17 protein-coding genes are annotated in these 17,819 nt (G+C 38.4%); 7 read left to right on the top strand and 10 right to left on the bottom strand.

Annotated features, from left to right (window positions below; translation table 11 throughout):
- The first annotated feature begins 177 nt into the window (after positions 1-177).
- The 5 genes from ACM40_RS00570 to ACM40_RS00550 all read left to right on the top strand — a co-directional run bounded on the left by ACM40_RS00570 (position 178) and on the right by ACM40_RS00550 (position 6,223).
- Positions 178-2,331 (top strand): SurA N-terminal domain-containing protein, encoded by a 2,154-nt coding sequence (locus ACM40_RS00570; RefSeq protein ID WP_048500935.1) that lies wholly within the window; start codon positions 178-180, stop codon positions 2,329-2,331.
- Positions 2,332-2,457: 126 nt separating this feature from the next.
- Positions 2,458-3,408: an MlaD family protein gene (locus ACM40_RS00565; protein WP_048500934.1), complete on the top strand. Its 951-nt coding sequence runs from the start codon at positions 2,458-2,460 to the stop codon at positions 3,406-3,408.
- Positions 3,409-3,415: 7 nt separating this feature from the next.
- A complete protein-coding gene (locus ACM40_RS00560; protein WP_048500933.1) occupies positions 3,416-4,759 on the top strand; it encodes a (Fe-S)-binding protein in 1,344 nt (447 codons plus the stop codon).
- Between the two features lie 86 nt (positions 4,760-4,845).
- Complete coding sequence (locus tag ACM40_RS00555) at positions 4,846-5,631, top strand: (Fe-S)-binding protein (protein WP_048500932.1); 786 nt, start codon at positions 4,846-4,848, stop codon at positions 5,629-5,631.
- A 103-nt stretch (positions 5,632-5,734) separates the two neighbouring features.
- Entirely contained in the window at positions 5,735-6,223 is a 489-nt protein-coding gene (locus ACM40_RS00550; protein WP_048500931.1) for a hypothetical protein, read from the top strand.
- A gap of 21 nt (positions 6,224-6,244) precedes the next feature.
- Here the strand turns inward: ACM40_RS00550 and ACM40_RS20120 are convergent, their stop codons facing one another.
- Together ACM40_RS20120 and ACM40_RS00540 are read right to left on the bottom strand one after the other, a co-directional pair.
- Entirely contained in the window at positions 6,245-6,853 is a 609-nt protein-coding gene (locus ACM40_RS20120; protein ID WP_053077078.1) for an acyltransferase, read from the bottom strand.
- Positions 6,840-8,072 (bottom strand): oligosaccharide flippase family protein, encoded by a 1,233-nt coding sequence (locus ACM40_RS00540; protein WP_048500930.1) that lies wholly within the window; start codon positions 8,070-8,072, stop codon positions 6,840-6,842. The genes ACM40_RS20120 and ACM40_RS00540 overlap by 14 nt, the downstream gene beginning before the upstream one ends.
- Positions 8,073-8,143: 71 nt before the next feature.
- Between ACM40_RS00540 and ACM40_RS00535 the strand changes: the two genes are divergently transcribed.
- The gene (locus ACM40_RS00535) at positions 8,144-8,668 is read left to right on the top strand and encodes a hypothetical protein (protein WP_048500929.1); all 525 of its coding nucleotides are present in this window, start codon (positions 8,144-8,146) and stop codon (positions 8,666-8,668) included.
- 66 nt (positions 8,669-8,734) lie between these two features.
- Positions 8,735-10,003 carry a serine--tRNA ligase gene (gene serS, locus ACM40_RS00530; RefSeq protein WP_048500928.1) on the top strand — a complete coding sequence of 423 codons (1,269 nt, stop codon included), beginning with the start codon at positions 8,735-8,737 and terminating at the stop codon, positions 10,001-10,003.
- Between the two features lie 71 nt (positions 10,004-10,074).
- On the opposite strand, the gene ACM40_RS00525 is transcribed toward serS, so the two are convergent.
- The 8 genes from ACM40_RS00525 to ccoN all read right to left on the bottom strand — a co-directional run bounded on the left by ACM40_RS00525 (position 10,075) and on the right by ccoN (position 17,815).
- The gene (locus ACM40_RS00525; protein WP_048500927.1) at positions 10,075-10,851 is read right to left on the bottom strand and encodes a hypothetical protein; all 777 of its coding nucleotides are present in this window, start codon (positions 10,849-10,851) and stop codon (positions 10,075-10,077) included.
- 78 nt (positions 10,852-10,929) lie between these two features.
- Complete coding sequence (locus ACM40_RS00520; protein WP_048500926.1) at positions 10,930-11,670, bottom strand: hypothetical protein; 741 nt, start codon at positions 11,668-11,670, stop codon at positions 10,930-10,932.
- Between the two features lie 12 nt (positions 11,671-11,682).
- Positions 11,683-12,438 carry a sulfite exporter TauE/SafE family protein gene (locus ACM40_RS00515; RefSeq protein WP_048500925.1) on the bottom strand — a complete coding sequence of 252 codons (756 nt, stop codon included), beginning with the start codon at positions 12,436-12,438 and terminating at the stop codon, positions 11,683-11,685.
- Positions 12,429-12,881 (bottom strand): FixH family protein, encoded by a 453-nt coding sequence (locus ACM40_RS00510; protein ID WP_048500924.1) that lies wholly within the window; start codon positions 12,879-12,881, stop codon positions 12,429-12,431. Before ACM40_RS00510 ends, ACM40_RS00515 begins: the two co-directional genes overlap by 10 nt.
- A gap of 12 nt (positions 12,882-12,893) precedes the next feature.
- Positions 12,894-14,348 carry a cytochrome c oxidase accessory protein CcoG gene (gene ccoG, locus ACM40_RS00505; RefSeq protein WP_048500923.1) on the bottom strand — a complete coding sequence of 485 codons (1,455 nt, stop codon included), beginning with the start codon at positions 14,346-14,348 and terminating at the stop codon, positions 12,894-12,896.
- A gap of 96 nt (positions 14,349-14,444) precedes the next feature.
- On the bottom strand, positions 14,445-15,326 hold the full coding sequence (locus ACM40_RS00500) for a cbb3-type cytochrome c oxidase N-terminal domain-containing protein (RefSeq protein ID WP_048500922.1): 882 nt from the start codon (positions 15,324-15,326) through the stop codon (positions 14,445-14,447).
- 10 nt (positions 15,327-15,336) lie between these two features.
- Positions 15,337-15,537 carry a cbb3-type cytochrome c oxidase subunit 3 gene (locus tag ACM40_RS00495; RefSeq protein ID WP_048500921.1) on the bottom strand — a complete coding sequence of 67 codons (201 nt, stop codon included), beginning with the start codon at positions 15,535-15,537 and terminating at the stop codon, positions 15,337-15,339.
- A 16-nt stretch (positions 15,538-15,553) separates the two neighbouring features.
- Positions 15,554-17,815 carry a cytochrome-c oxidase, cbb3-type subunit I gene (ccoN, locus tag ACM40_RS00490; protein ID WP_048500920.1) on the bottom strand — a complete coding sequence of 754 codons (2,262 nt, stop codon included), beginning with the start codon at positions 17,813-17,815 and terminating at the stop codon, positions 15,554-15,556.
- Between the last annotated feature and the right edge of the window lie 4 nt (positions 17,816-17,819).

Genomic DNA, 17,819 nt, shown 5'->3' with positions numbered 1-17,819 from the left:
TTATAGTTCTCTAAATGGCACAATACCTATGCCATTTGTTTTTTGCTAAAAAATATGGCCAAAATTTCCTTTTTTTAATAATCTTTCATTTTAAAAATTAAAATAAAGAACTTCCGCTTCTCTAATTTCTTAAAAATGTGTATTTTCGCAAACTGATAAAAAACTATAATATATAAAATGGCAATTTTAGGACAGATTAGGAGTAAGCCTTGGCTTTTGATGGGAGTGATTGCATTGGCGCTTTTAGCGTTTTTGGTAAACCCCGATAGTATCGACAAGGTTTTTGGAAAAAATCCTGATGTTTTAGGAAAAGTAAATGGTGAGAAAATCACCCGCGAAGAGTACAATGATCAGCTTTTCGTACTGCAACAGCAGGCTGAACAGCAAGGCCGTCCAAAAACGGGACTTGAAGAGCAGGCTTGGCAGTTACTTGTACAATCTAAACTTATCAAGCAGCAGTTTGAAAAATTAGGCTTTGAAATGACAGATGATTATTTCTGGAGTCAAATCCAGTATGATCAGATGTTTGCCCAGAACAAACAGTTCTTTGATGAGAAAGGAAATTTTAAAACTCAAGAGCTTAAAAAAGAAATTGAAACATTAAAGAGCACCAACCCTGAAGGGTACAACCAGTGGTTGAAAACCAGAAAAACTGTAGAGTACAGATTGATGGCAAGACAGGTGTTCACTAATATTTCTGCAGGAATCACTACCGGTAAGAAAGAAGCTGAAGAGCTGATGAAGCAGAGAGACCAGTTAGCCGATATCGATTTTGTAAAGATCGATTATGCAGCTTACCTTCAGAAAACGAAGATTAATGTGACAACGGCAGACCTTGAAAATTATATCAAGCAACATCCTGTGATGTTTAAAGCTGAACCTAGCAGAAACATCGGAATTGTATATTTCCCTTCTACACCTAGCCCTGCAGATGATGCAGCAACTCAGAAGGAGATCAATAAACTTTTCTCAGCAGGTACGGATGCAAGCGGAGGTACAGAAAACTTCCAGAACACAAAGAACGACTCCATGTTCGTAATGGCCAATTCTGATATGCCGTTTAACAATCAGTATTTATCACCTGCCCAATTGCCTCAGACTATTAAAGGACAGATTACTACTGCAGCTATAGGACAGACTTTCGGACCTTACAAAGAGCAGAATTTCTATGTGGTTTCAAAACTTTTAGATAAAAAGACTTCAGATTCTACATTATCAAGACATATCCTGATTGCTTTCAAAGGAAGCCCTGCAGGAGAAGGAGTGAGAAGATCCAAGGAACAGGCTAAAAAACTGGCAGATTCTATCGGTGCTATTGTAAAAGCTACCCCTGCAAGGTTTACAGAGTTCCTGAAACTTTCTAATGACCCTAATTCTGCAGCACAAGGTGGAAGCTTAGGATGGACTACTCCGGAAACACCTTTCGTTCCTGAGTTCCTTACCTATCTTGCAAATAATCCTAAGGGAGCTACAGGAGTGGTAGAGACACAGTTCGGATACCATATCATCAATATTGAAGATAAAAAAGCCGGAGCTATGAGCTATAAGGTAGCTAACCTTGTAAAAGAAGTGAAACCTTCAGATGCTACAGAAGCTGAATCTGATAAAAAAGCAAGAAGATTCATCCAGCAGGTTCAGGGGAAATCTTTCAACGATTTCGTGAACATTGCTAAAAAAGGAAACTATCAATTCTCCAATCCTAAAACAGCCAAAAGATTCGACGGTCAGCTTCAGGGACTTGGTACAGATAAAGACGCAGAAATCCTGGCTTGGGCTTTCGATAAGAAAAGATCAAAAGGAGATACTGAATTCTTTACCGTAGAAGGGACAGGAGATAAAATTGTAGCTTATCTTAACGGAAAACAGGAAGCAGGACTTGCAGATCCTGAATCTGTAAGAGATCAGATTGAAGTGATTGTTAAAAATAAACTGGCAGCAAAACAGATCTCTGATAAAATTGCCGGTGCTAAAGCTTCAAGTTTAGACCAGATTGCTAAAATGTTTGCTTCAACAAAACAGGCTGCTCAGGTTAATATGCTTAATCCTTCAGTAGCAGGGGCTATGGAACCTAAAGTTGCAGGAGCTGCTTTTGGTGTTGCCAAAGGAAAGCTTTCCAACCCTATCGAAGGAGGTACAGGAGTTTATGTTTTAATCAAAAAATCAGAAACTGTCAACAAGCAGCCGGGTGACCTTAAGCAGTTTACAGAATCTATTACCCAGAGAAATGCAGGAATGTTCGGGCAGGCTTGGATGAAGAGTCTTCAGGACAATGCAGATATCAAAGATTACAGAATCGAGATCTGGAACAAGCTGGGAAATCAGCAACAATAAGAAATTAATTTTTACAGATATAAAAGCGGCAGAATTTTCTGCCGCTTTTTGTATTTAACGCAGAACAATAAAGAAAAAGATTAATTTAAAATGTGTTATATTTGCTCATTAGAAAAAATTTAGCAAGTGAAGTTGAGTAAAGAATTAAAAGCTGGTGTGATTGCACTTTTAGCTATTGTAGGCTTTGTCCTGTTGTTTCAATTCATGAAAGGCAGAAGTCTTTTTACTACTGATAATATATTTTATGCAAAATACGATAATGTGGAGGGGCTCGCGCAGTCATCCGCAGTTTCCATCAATGGTCTGAAAGTAGGGCAGGTTGATAAGATCATTCCCAAAACAGCCAAAGACGGAAAGATCAGTTTTGTGGTAAAAATTACAGTGGACGACAAATTTGAGTTTTCCAAAAATTCAACCCTTGAAATCTTTGAACCTGGCCTGATGTCAGGAAAAGAAATGAGAGTAAACCTTATGTATGGAGGTCCTACTGCAAAAGATGGAGATACATTACAGGGCGCTTTCAAACTGGGGACTTTGGGAAGCCTTTCTTCTCAGGTAGGTCCGGTTAAAGATCAGCTGCAAACTGTTTTACACCGTGTAGACTCACTGATGGCCAATGCCAATCAATTGGTGGATGGGCAAAACAGAGCAGAAATCAAAGCATTATTAGCCAATCTTAACAAAACAGTAGGTGCTTTACAAACGACAGCAGGAAGCGTAAATACCCTTGTAGGACATAACGATCCTAAATTACAAAAAGTACTTGATGATGCCAGTCTTACCATGCAGAGCGGAAAAGTAACATTAGATAAATACGGTAACCTTGCTGAAAGCATTGATACTAAAAAACTTAATGCAACCATCGCAAGTTTAGACGCTACGGTAGGAAAACTTAACCAGGTAATAGCAGGAGTAGACAACGGACAGGGAAGTTTAGGAAAACTAATGAAGGACGAGCAGCTTTACAACAACCTGAATTCTGCTTCCACTAATCTGAATTCATTGATTGAAGACATGAAAGCAAACCCAAAGAGATACATCAATTTCTCTGTTTTCGGTAAGAACAATAAAGACTAATCACCTTATGCAATACATCGATAACATTATTTTTCTGATCTTATTAATTGCAGGATTCGGGCTGTTTGCAAAAAGCCTGCAAAAGATCTACAGAAATATCAGGTTAGGAAGAGAAATCAACAGAAGCGACAGGAAAGCCGAGCGCTGGGAAACCATGGCCACAGTGGCAATGGGTCAGAGCAAAATGGGAAAACGTCCTGTAGCAGGTATTCTTCACCTTTTTGTATACGTAGGTTTTGTTATTATCAATATTGAACTGATAGAAATTATTGTTGACGGAATTTTTGGAACCCACAGATTCCTGGCTTCCATTTTCGGAGATACTTTCTACAGTTTCTTTACGGCAACATTGGAAGTACTGGCTCTTTTAGTAATTATTGGAGTGGTTATTTTCTTTATCAGAAGAAATTTCTATGGCGTAAAAAGACTTAATATGAAAGAACTTTTTGGCTGGCCTAAAAACGATGCCAACTGGATTCTGATCATAGAATTTGCCCTGATGGTAGCGTTCTTTAGCATGAATGCTTCAGAATCTGTTTTACAGGCAAGAAATGCAGAAGGTTTTCATCATATAGGTTCTTTTCCAATTAGCCAGATGCTTTTTGTTCCATTCCTGGAAGTATTCAGTTTTGACAATGGCTTTCTGATTTTTGTTGAAAGAAGTGCATGGTGGTTCCACTTTGTAGGAATTCTTTTCTTCATGAATTATCTTTATTACTCAAAACATTTGCACATCATCCTTGCATTTCCAAGTACCTGGTATGCAAACCTGGATAAAAAAGGAAAATTCAATAACCTTGAATCTGTAACTAAAGAGATCAAACTGATGATGGATCCCAATGCTGACCCTTATGCGGCGCCGGCTGAAGGAGCTGAAGCAGATGTTCCTTCTAAATTTGGTGCAGAAGATATATTCGATCTTAATCAGGTACAGTTACTTAATGCTTATTCCTGTACAGAGTGTGGAAGATGTACTTCGGTATGCCCTGCCAATATCACAGGCAAAAAACTCTCTCCGAGACTCATCCTGATGAAAACAAGAGACAGGCTGGAAGAAGTAGGAAGAAATATCGACAAAAACGGAAAATTCGTAGATGACGGTAAAAAACTTCTGAACGATTATATTACCAAAGAAGAACTTTGGGCGTGTACTACATGTAATGCATGTACAGAAGCATGTCCGGTATTGCTTGATCCCCTCTCTATTATTTTCGAAATGAGAAGATTCCTCGTAATGGAACAGTCTGCTGCGCCTCAGGAACTGAATCTTATGATGACGAATGTGGAAAACAATGCTGCTCCGTGGCAGTATAACCAGGCAGACCGTCTGAATTGGGCCAATGAAAATTAGATAATTAATCAATTTGAGAATTTGAAAATTTATACTTTTAATTCATTTTCAAATTTCCAAATTCTCACATTTTCAAATTGAAAAGAATGGATTTCAATATAAAAACAATGGCAGAATATGCTGCCGAAGGAAAAGCCCCGGAAGTTTTATTTTGGGTTGGATGTGCCGGAAGTTTTGACGACCGCGCCAAAAAAATTACAAAAGCATTTTGCAAGATATTAAATAAGATAGGAGTTGAATTTGCCGTTCTGGGACAGGAAGAAAGCTGTACCGGGGACCCTGCAAAAAGAGCCGGGAACGAATTTGTTTTTCAGATGATGGCTCTTACCAATATTGAGGTCCTGAATGCTTACGAAGTGAAAAAGATCGTTACTGCATGTCCTCACTGTTTTAATACCCTTAAAAATGAATATCCTAGTTTAGGAGGACATTTTGATGTGGTACATCATACCCAGTTCCTTAAATCCTTAATGGAAGAAGGAAGATTGAAGATAGAGGGTGGTGCTTTCAGAGGAAAAAAGATCACTTTCCATGATCCTTGCTACCTAGGAAGAGCCAACGACGAATATGAAGCTCCAAGAATGCTTCTTGAAAAACTGGATGCAGAACTTGTGGAAATGAAACGCTGCAAAACCAATGGTTTATGCTGTGGAGCAGGAGGTGCACAGATGTTTAAAGAACCGGAGAAAGGAAATAAAGACATCAATATCGAAAGAACAGAAGAAGCATTATCTTTTGAGCCTAAAGTGATCGCTACAGGATGTCCTTTCTGTAATACGATGATGACGGATGGTGTAAAACACTTTAATAAGAACACAGAAGTAGCCGTAAAAGATATTGTAGAACTTCTTGCCGAAGCAGAAGATTTGTAAAATCTACATTAAAAATAAAGAAAAACTCAGGCTTTGGTCTGGGTTTTTCTTTATCATAAACTCAGGAATATTTCTTAATTTTATACTTTAAAACCGACAGGATATGAAAATTGAAGAATCCAATATAGTAGAAACCAGCGACTACAGAGTCATTATATACCCGGCATCCAGACCTTTTGAAACCAAAGAGGCCAAACTGATCACCGAAAAACTGTTTGATTTCCTTGCAACCTGGGCTGCCCATGGCAAGCCACTCGATTCATCCTTTAAAATTGAAAAAAATCAGTTTATCATAGTATGTGTGGATGAAGAAAAAGAAATGGCATCAGGATGCAGCATAGATGCTTTAGGAAAAGTAATGCGTGAGATTGACGAAGAATATCAGCTTGGACTTTTCGACAGGATGAAAGCCAGCTTTGTGCAGGACGGACAGGTAAAAACACTGAAACTTCAGGAATTTAAATCTCAACTGAGAAACGGTGAGCTTCCAAAAGATATTCAGGTCTTTGACTTTTCTAAAAATACTTACCTGGACTTTTTAAGTCACTTTTTACTTCCTTTAGAAAAAAGCTGGGCTGCAGGAATAGCTTAAACTGGTATAAAAAACAACCAATCAGAACTTTAGATTGAAGCCTTCAGGCAGTTTTCTGTTGAAAACAGTCTTTGTAAAGTCTTCAATGTAAGGTTCTTTTTGTTTGATAACTTTACAAGGATTTCCCACGGCAATTGAGTTGGACGGGATATCTTTAGCCACAATAGAACCTGCCCCGATGACCACATTGTCTCCTATTTTTACTCCGGGAAGGATTACCGAATTAGTTCCTACAAAAACATTGTTTCCAATAACGATCGGGCCGCATTCATCATGGATACTGTGATCGTTGTGATTATGGTTGGCAGAAATCAGCGAAGTTCCTGCCCCGAAACCTACATTATTTCCGATAATGATGCCATTATTAGCCTGGATATAAATATTGGGATTATCCCCGGGATCACAAAGAATCCCCTTTTGAATTTTCGGGTGATTTCTGATCACTGAGGTAAAGTGAACAGGCCACGGAACTTTCCCGTTGATCCTTAAAATTTTTTGAGGAACCAGATAATGGAAAAAGAGGACATGAGGAAGCATATAGTCATATTTCTGACGGTAATATTCGGGATAGAAAAAATTATTAATTCTATGGAAAATCTGGTATTCAATAAATTTTTTAATAGGATTCATTTTTCTTCAGAATAAACATGATGTAAAAATACAAAAATCCATAACCGATAAACAAGAAACCCGAAAAAATCCCCACCAGATAGCTGATTCCCATTTCTTTTCCAATGAAAATCGCGGCAATATTAGCCAGGAAAAGATAAATATTGAAAACCAGGGCTACATTATTACGTTTCAGGATCGTAAGAATATCTGAAATAGGATTAATCAGGCTTCGGGTAAGATATCCGAAGGACATCAGGAAAATAAAAAGCCCAAGATGCTCCCAGTTTTTATTGAAGAACATTTTCAGAACAGGAATCCCGACTATATTAATGAGTACATAAAGTGCAAAAATGATATAGAAATTCATCAGGCTCATTTTCTTAGTGTAGGCAAACAGTTCATTTCTGCTTCTACCGCTGTTATTGATTTCTGCCGCTTTCGGATAGTAAACCGTTGCAATGGAAGAAGAGATCAGAAGAAGCGGAACAGACATTATTTTTACCGCTAAAGAATATTCTCCCAACAACGAGTCTGCAAAATATAACGATATCAGAATCGGCATAATATTATTGCCTAAAGCATTGATCAGCGTTGATGGATAAGAATATTTAAAAAGCTCCGGTCTTTTTTTCGCATTGGCAATATATCTTTTGAAATCAGGTCTTACAAAATATTTCCTTGAATAGTATAAAGCGGCAAGAAAAGCAGCAATATATCCTATCAGACTACCGATAACAAGCCCGTTTTCTATCTTGATAAACACAAATAAAACCTGAAACAGAAAACTTACCACAGAATCTATAATAGTTAGTACCGATACCAGCTTGAATAATTTTTTTTTGGCTAAAAGAAACTTTGCATTGTTCGTGAATAAATAGATAAAGCCTGTAAATATCCCCAGAAATAAAATATGCTTCGGAATGTCAAAAGGAATAAATACGAGCAGAAACGCCAGAAGCATAATGGTTACTGAAATAATTCCGGCGGAACTAAAATTATTATTCACATCCTGTTCATTACCTTCCAGCATGATCATGTGCTCCTGTGCAAGACTAAGTATCACACTAAAAATAGTCATGATGCTCAGGTAAATGCTGAAAATACCGTATTCTGAGGATCCGTAATATTTTGCCAGCAAGAGCCCTCCGATCACCAAAACGAATTTAGAAATAAAGTTTCCCTTAAAGATGGTGGTGATGTGGCTGCTGTTTAATCTTTTGAGTTTGTTTAAAAACATGGTAAAATATTACGAGAACAAATATATAATTATACATTTGCATAAAAAAGATTATTGAAAATTAACGGAAGATGAAATTCAAGCTCAATCATATTTTACTATTTCAACTTATAGCCCTCCTGTTTTTAACAGTTTCATGCGGAAGCGATGAAGATTCTTTACAGAGAATCGACCAGATCCTGAACATTTATATAAAAAACAGTGCGGGCCAGGATCTTCTGAATGCCAAAAAGAACGGCTCCTATTCTTCCTATGCAGTGAATGATGCTTTTGGTGCTACAGATGTGTCTCCGGTATCTGTACCCCTTAAAGTGACCACAGATTCCCTATATTACTTTGAGTATATAAGAGGGGCTAAAAGAATGACTATGGATTCGCTGGGGCCTGATAACAGAACTTACCACTCCAAGATGGCATTTGCATTAAGAAGGACAGTCAATAATGTTGTTGAAACCACTATTGATTCTATGGAGATCAGATACCGCTGGACACCTTCGGTATTTCAGGTTTCTGAAGTTCTTTATAATAATCAGGTTGTATTTACCAAAGCTGCCGATGCACCCAATGCTATAAATACCGTTACTATCATAAAATAATTTAAATTTGCAAAACTGTTAGCTTAGTATTTAAGTTTAACATCTAATATTTAACATCTCAATACAATGTTACAAGTCAATTTTTTGCGCGACAATAAAGAGCGCGTTTTAGAAGGTCTTCAAAAAAGACAATTCAAGAATCTTGGGTTGGTAGACGATGCTATTGCTACCGACGACGAAAGAAAAAGAATCCAGTTTGAATTAGATTCCCAGCTTTCCGAGATCAACAAAATTTCCAAAGAAATTGGGCTTTTGATGAAAGAAGGAAAAAAAGAAGAAGCGGAGTCTGCAAAATCTAAAACAGCACAATTTAAAGAATCGAGTAAAGAATTGCAGTCCCAACTGGATGTAGCGGAGAAAGCTTTACTGGATATATTATACCAGATTCCGAATATTCCGTATGAAGCGGTAAAAAGCGGGGCTTCTGCAGAAGATAATGAAAATATTTACCAGTCTCACGATGTGGAAGGCCTTGGAGAAGGAGCTATTCCTCACTGGGAGCTGGCCAAAAAATATAACCTGATCGATTTTGAACTTGGGGTAAAGATTGCGGGTGCAGGTTTCCCTGTTTATTTAGGAAAAGGAGCAAGACTTCAGAGAGCTTTGGTTCAGTATTTCTTAGATAAGAATGTTGAAAAAGGCTATATGGAGGTGAATCCGCCCCACGTTGTGAATGAAGCTTCAGGATACGGCACAGGTCAGCTTCCTGACAAAGAAGGACAAATGTACCACATTGGTTTAGATGATCTTTATCTGATCCCAACGGCTGAAGTTCCGGTAACGAATCTTTACCGCGATGTATTGCTTGAGGAAAAGGATCTTCCTATTAAAAATACAGCTTTCTCTCAGTGCTACAGAAGAGAGGCGGGAAGCTACGGAGCTCACGTAAGAGGTCTGAACCGTCTTCACCAGTTCGAAAAAGTAGAGATCGTAAGAATCGAAAAACCGGAAAATTCATATGCGGTTTTAGAGGAAATGGTAGAACATATCAAAGAAATCCTTACAGATCTTGAACTTCCATTCAGAGTATTAAGACTTTGCGGTGGGGATACAGGTTTTGCAGCTGCAATGACCTACGATTTTGAAGTATGGAGTGCTGCTCAGGAAATGTGGCTGGAAGTAAGCTCTGTATCTAATTTTGAAACTTTTCAGGCGAACCGTCTGAAATGCCGTTTCAAAACAGAAGGGAAATCTCAGTTGGTTCATACGTTGAACGGTTCTGCAATGGCCCTTCCAAGGATTATGGCTGCATTGCTTGAAAACAACCAGACCGCTGAAGGAATCAGGATTCCTAAGAAGATTGCAGAATATGCAAGATTCGATCTGATTAACTAGGATTATATTTCTATATAAATAATCCCCTTTCAAACCGAAAGGGGATTTTCTTTTGTATTGTTAAACCGGAACTATTCCGTTGTAATAACTACTTTTTTATCTTTATTAACAAGGTTTTTACCATCTACAAGATCATTGGATCTTACGACAATCTCAACCGTTTTGTTGTCGATCTGTTTTACGAAATCATGTTTGCCTTCAATACTTTTGATGGGTTTCTGGAATTTAAGCCTATTGGAAAATGTAAGATTGAACATTCTCAGCATTCCTGCCATTCCGGAAGCCATCTGCTTGCCATAGGCCTCAATAGAATCGCTTTTGGTTTTAGGAACTGTTTTTTCTTCCGTTTCCTTTTCTTCCAGCATTTTAAGGATACCATCGGAATTGAATTTATCAGTATTAATCGTCAGTGATTTGCCGTCCCAAACGGCAATGTCCTGCAAAGGAATTTTTTTCAGACGTTTGTCGCTGGCCAGGAGCTGGGTAATTTCCGTAGGCATAAGTTTATCATATTTGAGGGAAAGACCAACGATCTCGTTTTTATCTTTATCAACTTTCATGTAGACTTTTTTCAGCACCTTCACCGAGTCCTCATTAAGAGTTATTTTTCCGTGCTTCTGAACATTATAAAGACTTGTCCAGTCAGTAGGCAGCTTATCCAGGTCGCTCAGTTTCTTTGGATCAGAACCCATCATGCTCATCATTCCCATTACGCTTTTATCCATCAGGATATTCGACTGCATACTAGTTGCAGCATCTTTGTAATAGGTAGTTTCTGTATTGATAGAGCAGGACTGGAGAACTATGACAAGAATAGCGGCCCATATCAAATTTATCTGTTTAATCATTACTGAATTTTTTAGTGTTATCTTATGTATTACAAAACAGATACCAACCGAAAACGGACTGAAATTTCAGCCTGTTTTTTATTCTGTAACGATAATAATTTGTTTATCGGCATTCCTTAGTTTTGTCTCCTTATCATACATCGCTTTGAGGTCGTAATCAATTTTAACCGTATAATTATCGGTTTGTTTTACCCAATCATGTTTTCCGGTGATGGATTTTATTTTGTTTTCAAATTTCAGGGTTGTTCCTATGCTTTTAAAGAACATGGTAACCATTCCTTCCACTTTTTCAGCCTCGTCTTTAGAAGCTTTGCTTTTAAGGGTTTCTTCAATGTTTTTAAGATTGAAATTTTCCGTATTGATGGTCAGTGTTTTTCCGTCCCAGTTATTGAAAATATTCTGATCCAGCGGAAGTTTTTCCTTTTTGTTATAGCTTTTCAGCATCTGATGGTCCGCCTGGGTAAAGTGGTCCATTTTTAAGGAAAGGCCGGCCGGCTCATTATTTTCCCTATTCATTTTCATGAAGATCTTTTTCATGATCCTGATGGAATCCGGATTGGTTGTCTGGTGTTTTCCTTCTTTTTGCTGCATATCAAGCAGGCTCGTCCACTCTGTAGGCAGTTTATCCATTTCTCCAAATTCATTTTTCTGTTTCATAGAATCCGGGGTCATAGCTTTCATTTCAGCCATAAACTGTTTCATATCAATGTCTGTAACTGAGGTAGAGGCAGCATCTTTATGATACACAATTTCAGAATTAATGGTGCATGACTGCAGTCCAAATACAGCTGCAATGAATAAAAAGAGAATATTTTTCATGGGTTAGTTAAATTAATGACAATTGCTTGAGCTGTGATCATGCCCTTCAATATGGCAGTTCCCATTGTGATCTTTGGAAATCGTCATCGCTTCAGCTCTGGGTGAGATATAAGGAATTCCCAGTTCAAGGCCTCTCAGAATAAATAATCCGCCCAGAATAATCATAATAACAGGAACTGCTTTTAAGATTCTAATTCTGAAAGCCTGATTCATAAGGTTTCCGGCTAAAACTACCGCAAACATGAAAGGAAGGGTGCCAAGACCAAATAAGGCCATATATGAAGCTCCCTGCCATACCCCTCCGGCTGCCAGGCTGGCCGTAAGAGCCATATAAACCATTCCGCATGGAAGGAATCCGTTAAGAAGCCCGGTTGTAAATCTGGAGCGGTAATCTGCTTTCTGAAGTAATCTTCCTAAATTTGATTTTACTGAAAACAGGAATTTAGAAAGAAAAGGGATTCTGGAAGCGAAATCTTTTCCGCCAAACGAAAACAAAGCCATAATAATAAGAAGGATTCCGGCAATGATCGTAAGATACTGCTGAAAGCCTGCCATTTCAAAGCCTTCCCCTACGATTCCCAGAATAGCACCCAACAGTGAATAGGTAACTATCCTGCCGAATTGGTAAGTTAGATTCTGAATATAAAAATTCGTAGCCTGCTTTTTAGTCAATCCCATCGATAAGGCAATTGGCCCGCACATTCCGATACAGTGAAAACCGGAGGCAAAACCCAATGCAATAGCCGATAAAATAAGCCCTATTTCCATATCACATCATAATCCATTCTATAGTCTGTTTTGTCTTTTGTCCACATCAGTCTTAAAGTATAATTTCCTACTTTTAATACCTGTGCAGGTACTATAAAAGATTGTGAAGCATCAAGCTTTACAGATTTTTTGATATCTAAATTCTGGTCGTCGGTTCTGTTTAAAACAAATTTTACCGTAGTATTGGTATTGTTGTATTCTTTTGGAAAGGTGATTTTAATTCCGCTTTTCTCCTGGCTGTATACCGGCTTTTCCTGCAGGTCGTCTGCTCTTTTTTTAGCATCAATCACATCCTGATATTTAAGCTCCTCTTCGTAATAATTATCGGTTACCATTTCAGAATTCTTCTGCCCGTTCGGGAAAAGAAACAGCATGGATAATATGAAAACAATGAATGCAAATAATGCAATTACAACACCGTGTCCCCAACTAAAGTTTTTCATTTCTTCTTAAAATTAAAATTGCAGTTTGAATGGCCCCTCGAAGTAGGTCTGGTAAGAATCTACAAGCTTACCTTTCATATCATATACGCCGATGGTTATATTTTGTTTTGAAAGTTTCATGTCATTCTCAGGGAAGCTGATGTTGATGGTTCCTTTCGAAATTTTGTCCCTGTCTACCTGGATTTTGCTGGATGCACTGTAAGTGATTTCCCCGTGAGCAGGTTCAAGAACTTTTATCGTAACGATTTTCTTGTCATTCGTCTTGTTCAGGAAAGTGTAATTGTAAGTGTTGGTAATTTTTCCGTCTCTTATAAAGAATGTGCTTCCTGCCGGTTTAATGAATTTTGCTTCCATTTCACCACGGTTGTAAAGAAGGAATCCTAAGAATCCTACCAAGAGAACCAGAACTACAGCAAAGCCTTTCATTCTTCCTGTGAACTTAAACTGAGTTTGATTTTCAATTTCGTTTTCGGATGCATATCTGATCAGACCTTTCGGAAGACCTACTTTATCCATTACCTCGTCACACGCATCGATACATGCGGTACAGTTTACGCATTCCAGCTGCTGCCCGTCTCTGATGTCAATTCCTGTAGGACAAACCACCACGCACTGATGGCAGTCGATACAGTCACCTTTTCCGGCTGCTTTACGGTCTTCTCCTTTTCTCCATTTTGATCTGTTTTCGCCTCTTTTAAAATCGTAAAAAACATTGATGGTATCTTTATCAATCAATACTCCCTGTAATCTTCCGTATGGACAAACGAGGGTACAAACCTGCTCTCTGAACCATGCAAATACAAAGTAAAATGCAGCAGTGAAAAGCACCATTACAATAAAATTGGTAGGATGGGCAAACGGCCCTTCTGATATAATTTTGAATATTTCTTTATACCCTACGATATACATCAGCATAAAGTGGGTAATGATTAATGAAATAATGATATAAACCGTCCATTTAAGGCTTCGTTTCCAGATCTTCTCACTGTTCCACTCCTGTCTGTCCAGCTTCATTTGCTTGTTTCGGTCACCTTCAATAAGATATTCAATTTTACGGAAGATAGATTCCATAAAAATTGTCTGAGGACATATCCATCCGCAGAAAATTCTTCCGAACGCAATCGTAAAAATGATGATAAATATTAAAGAGGCGATGGCACCTAAAGTCAGGATAAAAAAGTCTTGCGGATAGAAAGGCTGTCCGAAAATGAAAAACTCCCTATCAATAACATTAAATAAAAAGAATGGATTGCCATTAATTTTCAGGAATGGCACCGTAAAGTAAATAATAAGTAAAATATAGCTTACAATGTTTCTATAGTTGGTGTATTTCCCCTTTGGTTTCCTTGGAAATACCCATTTTCTCTTACCGGATTGCTCCATTGTCCCTATAGAATCTCTGTAAGTTTCAGGGTCCAGAACCTGTCCCTGTCCGCCGCGTACTTCTATTTCTTCTATGTCTGACATATTGTAATATATTTAAAAAAGAAAAAACATAATTCGTTACTATTTTAATCTAATAACAAATTATGTTTTTTTCATATGTTTCTAATTTTTTTAAAATTATTCTTTTTCCCAATGTGCTTCGGTTCCCTGAGGAGCTGCTCCTCCCTGAGCCGGAGTCACTGGCGGTTGTTCCTGGTTGATGTGATATACATAAGCTGCAATCTTTTCAATCTCTGCTCCTGAAACCTCACCGTTTTTACCGAATGGTCTCATGGCAGGGTTAGTAGGAGAACCATTCCAGTCCATATGGAAAACGTTTTTGAATAAAGTCTTCTCAGGCTGGTTGATCCAGTAGTTATCCGTAAGGTTCGGACCGATACCACCGCTTCCGTCTTCTTTGTGACAAGATGCACAGTTGGTTTTGAATAGTTCTTTTCCTTCCGCGATATTGTCAGCAGAATATTTTGCTGTTTCTATAGTTACCGGAGGCTGGCTTGCTTCATATTCTGCAATGCTGGCCATCTGCTCCTTGTACTCCTGCTCGTATTCGCTCAATGGGTGCGCGAAATCTGTGAAAGAGTAAGCTGCAATATATACAATACAAAAAGCAGTCCCAAAATAGAATAATCCTACCCACCATTTAGGTAATTGATTGTCTAATTCCATAATCCCATCAAAACCATGATCGATAAGGATATCTTTTTCTTCTGTAGCAGACTGTTTTTTGAATGCACTGTCATACATTCTTCTTAAGAAAGGCACTTTCTTTTCTGCCAGATAAGCTGCTTTTTCTTCCGGAGATAGTTTTTTGAATTTATTGTTTTCAATCAAATCTCCGATTGCGCTGTGGATGTAGGCCAAAATGGCACTGATCACCACAGTTCCCCAGAAATAAGGTGAAGCTAGGAACGAGTAACTCTGTACAAACAAATAATAAAAAACTATTAAAAGTCCGGTTATTATTAAGATGTTTACAACAACAGGTGTTCTTTGTTTCATAATAAATAGTTTAATTTTTTAAATTAAAATCGTCATCCTCATCATCCCCAAGCGGAGCTTCTTCTTCCTCTTTGTAATATTTTTTAGGTCTGGTAAAAACATACACTACAAGAGCTACGAAGAACAACATAAAGAAAATCAGAGCCAGCGTCTGGTAAAGACCAGCGTTTTCTGTATTGGATAATATATCTTTAAAGTTCTGAGGAATCATGTGAACCTTTTAATGTTTAGTTAGTACTTGCTGTTTTTATTTCTGTCGTCTTGATATCTGTTCCTAATCTCTGAAGGAAAGAAATAAGAGCTACAATCTCTTTTTTCTCAAGCTCTCCCTGAGGTCTCTTAGCGTAGGCCTCTTTAAGGTCATTGGCTTCAGAGAAGATATCTTTTACAATTTTCTTCGATTGGTTGTCTGCCCATGTATTGGCAGAATCTATTTCAGCTTTGGTGTAAGGAACCTCAAATGTGTTCTTCATCAGCTTCATTTTGTCTACCATCTTAGATCTGTCCAGGTTGGTTGCAATTAACCAAGGGTAACGAGGCATGATAGATCCTGCAGAGGTAGATCTTGGGTTATACATGTGCTTGTAATGCCAAGAACTTGGGTTTTTTCCTCCTTCTCTGTGCAAATCCGGTCCTGTTCTTTTAGAACCCCATAAGAAAGGTCTGTCGTAAACGAATTCTCCCGCTTTGGAATACTGTCCGTTCTTACCGTTGAATCTGGTGATCTCATCACGGAAAGGTCTGATCATCTGAGAGTGACAGGCATTACATCCTTCACGGATATAAATATCTCTACCTTCAAGTTCAAGTGGTGAATATGGTTTTACTGCTGAAATCGTAGGTACACTTTTCTTAAGAGATAAGGTAGGGATAATTTCAACTGAACTACCGATGGAAATCGTGAAGAAAGATAGAATACCTAATAGTACAGGCATTCTTTCAAGCCATAAGTGAGTACCTTCCCCTTCTTTACGTTTGTTTCCGATGTTGGCCAATGCAGGTGCTTCAGCAGGAACTTCTTTTTGGAACGAACCTTTTCTTACTGTAGCGATTACGTTAACGATCATCAGGATAGCTCCGGAAATGTAGAATGCACCTCCTAAGAATCTCATTTTGAAGTAAGGAATGATCGCAGTTACCGTATCCAACCAGTTTTTGTACATCAAAGTACCGTCCGGGTTGAATTGCTTCCACATTAAACCTTGTGTAAATCCTGAAATATACATTGGTACTGCATAGAAAATAATTCCTAAAGTCCCTAACCAGAAATGCCAGTTAGCTAATTTTACAGACCAGATTTTTGTTCTCCACATAATGGGTACCAGGTAATAGATAACCCCGAATGCCATGAAACCATTCCATCCAAGAGCTCCTAAATGTACGTGACCGATAACCCAGTCTGTAAAGTGACCAATTTTGTTGATGTTTTTAGTTGCTAAAAGCGGTCCTTCAAATGTTGCCATACCATAGCAGGTAACAGCTACCACGAAGAACTTAAGGATAGGGTTTTCCCTTACTTTATCCCAGGCTCCTCTAAGCGTAAGAAGACCGTTCAACATTCCTCCCCAAGACGGTGCGATAAGCATGATAGAGAAACCGGTTCCCACAGCCTGCGCCCATGCAGGAAGAGCTGTATACTGAAGGTGGTGAGGACCAGCCCAGATATATACGAAAATTAATGACCAGAAGTGAATAATAGACAGTTTATAAGAGAAAACCGGTCTGTCTGCTGCCTTCGGAAGGAAGTAATACATCAAACCAAGAACCGGAGTCGTCAGTACGAATGCCACCGCATTGTGACCGTACCACCACTGTACAATAGCGTCTTTTACCCCTGCATATGCCGAATAGGATTTCCAGCCTGCAAAAGATAAGGGAACTTCTAAGTTGTTGAAAATGTGAAGCATTGCCACCGCAATCCACGTTCCGATGTAGAACCAGATTGCTACATAAAGGTGTCTTACTCTTCTTTTTGCGATCGTCAGGAACATATTTGCTCCGAAAATAATCCAAGAGAATGCAATCAATATGTCGATCGGCCACTCGTGTTCAGCATATTCTTTTGAAGTATTGATCCCCATAAAGAACGTAACGAACGTAGCAACGATCATAAACTGCCAAGTCCAGAAATGTAACCATGATAATGTATCGCTGTACATTCTTGTTTTTAATAATCTCTGCAATGAGTAATAAATACCGGTATAAACGATATTACATACAAATGCCCAGATCACGGTATTGGTATGAAGCATTCTGATTCTACCAAAACCAAATGCACCATGAGTGTTTATTAACCCCTGAATATTGCCTGATGCAAGGCTCTTGATGGTTGTATCATCTGTACCGAATAAAAATTCCGGCAATTCCGGGTAGAAAAGCATTAATGCCGCCGTAAGCCCGAACGTAAATCCTATAAGACCGAAAACTAAGGTCGCATAAAGGAACGCACGGACAATACTGTTGTCATAACTAAACTTTTGTGTTTCCATATCA

Origin of the sequence: Chryseobacterium sp. BLS98 (genome assembly GCF_001045445.1) — a bacterium.
Taxonomy (GTDB): Bacteria; Bacteroidota; Bacteroidia; order Flavobacteriales; family Weeksellaceae; genus Chryseobacterium.
The sequence above is the reverse complement of the archived record's forward strand: the minus strand, read 5'-3'. Positions and strand labels throughout refer to the sequence as shown.

Bases quoted from the DNA above. Each gene is read 5' to 3' on its own strand.
- ACM40_RS00560 (WP_048500933.1), top strand. From the start codon at position 3,416: ATGCAATACATCGATAACATTATTTTTCTGATCTTATTAATTGCAGGA.
- ACM40_RS20120 (WP_053077078.1), bottom strand. From the start codon at position 6,853: ATGAATCCTATTAAAAAATTTATTGAATACCAGATTTTCCATAGAATT.
- ACM40_RS00555 (WP_048500932.1), top strand. From the start codon at position 4,846: ATGGATTTCAATATAAAAACAATGGCAGAATATGCTGCCGAAGGAAAA.
- ccoG (WP_048500923.1), bottom strand. From the start codon at position 14,348: ATGTCAGACATAGAAGAAATAGAAGTACGCGGCGGACAGGGACAGGTT.
- serS (WP_048500928.1), top strand. From the start codon at position 8,735: ATGTTACAAGTCAATTTTTTGCGCGACAATAAAGAGCGCGTTTTAGAA.
- ACM40_RS00540 (WP_048500930.1), bottom strand. From the start codon at position 8,072: ATGTTTTTAAACAAACTCAAAAGATTAAACAGCAGCCACATCACCACC.
- ccoN (WP_048500920.1), bottom strand. From the start codon at position 17,815: ATGGAAACACAAAAGTTTAGTTATGACAACAGTATTGTCCGTGCGTTC.
- ACM40_RS00495 (WP_048500921.1), bottom strand. From the start codon at position 15,537: ATGATTCCTCAGAACTTTAAAGATATATTATCCAATACAGAAAACGCT.
- ACM40_RS00535 (WP_048500929.1), top strand. From the start codon at position 8,144: ATGAAATTCAAGCTCAATCATATTTTACTATTTCAACTTATAGCCCTC.
- ACM40_RS00570 (WP_048500935.1), top strand. From the start codon at position 178: ATGGCAATTTTAGGACAGATTAGGAGTAAGCCTTGGCTTTTGATGGGA.
- ACM40_RS00550 (WP_048500931.1), top strand. From the start codon at position 5,735: ATGAAAATTGAAGAATCCAATATAGTAGAAACCAGCGACTACAGAGTC.
- ACM40_RS00500 (WP_048500922.1), bottom strand. From the start codon at position 15,326: ATGAAACAAAGAACACCTGTTGTTGTAAACATCTTAATAATAACCGGA.
- ACM40_RS00515 (WP_048500925.1), bottom strand. From the start codon at position 12,438: ATGGAAATAGGGCTTATTTTATCGGCTATTGCATTGGGTTTTGCCTCC.
- ACM40_RS00525 (WP_048500927.1), bottom strand. From the start codon at position 10,851: ATGATTAAACAGATAAATTTGATATGGGCCGCTATTCTTGTCATAGTT.
- ACM40_RS00520 (WP_048500926.1), bottom strand. From the start codon at position 11,670: ATGAAAAATATTCTCTTTTTATTCATTGCAGCTGTATTTGGACTGCAG.
- ACM40_RS00510 (WP_048500924.1), bottom strand. From the start codon at position 12,881: ATGAAAAACTTTAGTTGGGGACACGGTGTTGTAATTGCATTATTTGCA.